The sequence below is a fragment of the Flavobacterium sp. ABG genome (assembly GCF_001027725.1).
Lineage (GTDB): Bacteria > Bacteroidota > Bacteroidia > Flavobacteriales > Flavobacteriaceae > Flavobacterium > Flavobacterium cupriresistens.
Window position 1 is genome coordinate 1 of sequence record NZ_LEKS01000049.1, and the last position, 799, is coordinate 799.

Genomic DNA, 799 nt, shown 5'->3' on the forward strand with positions numbered 1-799 from the left:
GGTGGGAGTAGCTTACAGATGGAGTGCCGCAATAAGTGCCATGGCTGGATTTCAGGTTTCGGATGGAATGTATATAGGATATGGTTATGACCATGAAACAACCAATTTAAAACATTATAATTCCGGGTCACATGAGATATTCTTGCGCTATGAATTATTCAAAAATAATAACAAAATTACAACTCCAAGATTCTTCTAAAAATAATTATTATGAAAAATAAAATACTCCTATACATAACAATAATAAGTATTTTTTCTTTTAATACTTATTCCCAAAAAGCAAAATTGGCTACAGCTGATAAAAAGTATGACAACTATGCCTATGTAGATGCTATAAAAACCTATGAGAGAGTGGCTGAAAAAGGGTATAAATCAACTGATTTGTTTAAAAAATTGGGAAATGCCTATTACTTCAATGCCGAGTTGGATAAAGCAGCTAAATGGTATGGGGAATTATTTGCTATGAATACCAATGATTTAGAACCGGAATATTACTATCGTTATGCGCAATCTTTGAGATCTATTGGCCAAAATGACAAAGCCAATGAAATGCTGGAATTATTCAATCAAAAATTAGGAAACGACAATAGAGGAAAACTTTTCAAGCAAAACACCAATTATTTAGAAGCCATTAAAGCTAATTCTGGAAGATATCAAGTGGAAGATGCAGGTATCAATTCAAAATATTCTGATTACGGAACTACAGTATATTTAAACAAAATAGTATTTGCTTCAGCTAGAGATACTGGTAGTTTAGGACAAAGAAAACATGCTTGGACCGATCAGCATTTTACTAATT

At 32.2% G+C, this 799-nt stretch carries 2 protein-coding genes; both read left to right on the forward strand.

The genetic code is table 11. The features are described from left to right. The coding region (locus tag AB674_RS21585; RefSeq protein ID WP_047779357.1) for a type IX secretion system membrane protein PorP/SprF at positions 1-199 on the forward strand (199 nt) is incomplete at its 5' end. Positions 200-210: 11 nt separating this feature from the next. Then, on the forward strand, positions 211-799 hold a 589-nt coding region (locus AB674_RS21590), incomplete at its 3' end, for a tetratricopeptide repeat protein (RefSeq protein WP_047779358.1).